The organism is Caballeronia terrestris, from assembly GCF_001544515.1.
Lineage (GTDB): Bacteria > Pseudomonadota > Gammaproteobacteria > Burkholderiales > Burkholderiaceae > Caballeronia > Caballeronia terrestris.
In genome coordinates this window covers 1-1371 of sequence record NZ_FCOL02000415.1, presented here as the reverse complement: position 1 = coordinate 1371, position 1371 = coordinate 1, and the positions used below count along the sequence as shown (strand labels likewise).

Genomic DNA, 1371 nt, shown 5'->3' with positions numbered 1-1371 from the left:
ATTACTCTGTACCGCACCGCTTCGCGCGTCAGCAGGTCGACGTTCGATATACGAATGGAACAGTCGAGATCTTCCACCGAGGCACGCGTATCGCTGCCCACGCGCGAAGCACCCGGCGTGGCCACCACACTACGATTGATGCGCACATGCCGCCTCACCATCAAGATGTCAGTGGGTGGGGAGCCCAGCGCCTATACGACTGGGCCGTGCGCATCGGCCCGCATACCGCCGCCGTGATCCAGCACCTGCTCGGCGGCCGGCAGCATCCCCAACAAGCCTTTCGCGCCTGCCTTGGCGTGCTTCGCCTTGGCAAAGACCACGGCAATGCACGGCTGGAGGCCGCGTGCTGCCGTGCCATCGATCTGAAGGCGCCGAGCTACCGCTTCATTAGCTCGACGCTTAAGAACGGTCTGGATCAGTCGCCTCAGACAGAAACGGATCAGGCCAGCTTACCGCTCACACATCCCAATGTGCGCGGCCCCGACTATTATCACTGAAGAGGACGCATGCTCAAACATCCAACGATCGACAAACTTCACGCGCTGCGGCTGAACGGCATGGCAGCCGCCTTAGCGCAGCAGAACAACAACCCTGATATCGAAGCGCTGGGTTTCGAAGAGCGTTTAGGCTTGCTTGTTGAGCGCGAGGCAAGCGAACGCGAATCCAAGCAAACCACAGCGCGCCTTCGGCGTGCCAAACTGAAGTTCTCCGATGCCGTGGCTGAAGACATCGACTACCGCACCCCGCGCGGGCTCGATCGCGCACTCATGAGCCGTTTGCTCACCGGCGAATGGATTCGGGAGAAGCACAACACACTAATTATCGGCGCGACGGGCCTCGGTAAGACCTGGCTCGGATGCGCGCTTGCCAATCAGGCATGCCGTCTGGGCTACACGGTAGCCTATCTCAAAATGCCGAGACTAACAGAGGAACTCGCCATCGCGCACGGCAGCGGTCGATACGCGCGAGCTCTCGCACAGTGGGCCAAGACCGACGTACTGTTGATGGATGACTTCGCGATGGCGCCAATGCCTGACAGCGCTCGGCGCGACCTCCTCGAAATACTCGATGATCGCCATGGTCGCCATTCAACGATTGCGACGAGTCAAATTCCTGTCGAGAACTGGCATGGCGCGCTCGGCGATCCGACACTTGCCGACGCCATTCTCGACCGGCTTGTTCACAACACGTATCGAATCAACATGAACGGCGAATCGATGCGAAAACGAAAAATTAATTTGACCGAAAACCAGCAGTCAGAGTAAAAACAGAAAACCCCTGCGTCGCTGCGCTCCGACTGTCCAGCTTCGCGCGAAACACCTGTCCACCTTCACGCGAAACGCGTGTCCAGCTTCCGCGAAATACGCAGTT

2 protein-coding genes and 1 pseudogene are annotated in these 1371 nt (G+C 59.1%); all 3 read left to right on the top strand.

Annotated elements, in window-relative coordinates; all coding sequences use genetic code 11:
- Nucleotides 1-122 (top strand): annotated as a pseudogene (locus tag AWB67_RS43730) (Mu transposase domain-containing protein); the annotation flags it as partial.
- Nucleotides 123-206: 84 nt separating this feature from the next.
- Nucleotides 207-497 (top strand): hypothetical protein, encoded by a 291-nt coding sequence (locus tag AWB67_RS42785; protein ID WP_235025605.1) that lies wholly within the window; start codon nt 207-209, stop codon nt 495-497.
- A 9-nt stretch (nt 498-506) separates the two neighbouring features.
- A complete protein-coding gene (istB, locus tag AWB67_RS37890) occupies nt 507-1265 on the top strand; it encodes an IS21-like element helper ATPase IstB (protein WP_087660861.1) in 759 nt (252 codons plus the stop codon).
- The last annotated feature ends 106 nt before the right edge of the window (nt 1266-1371 follow it).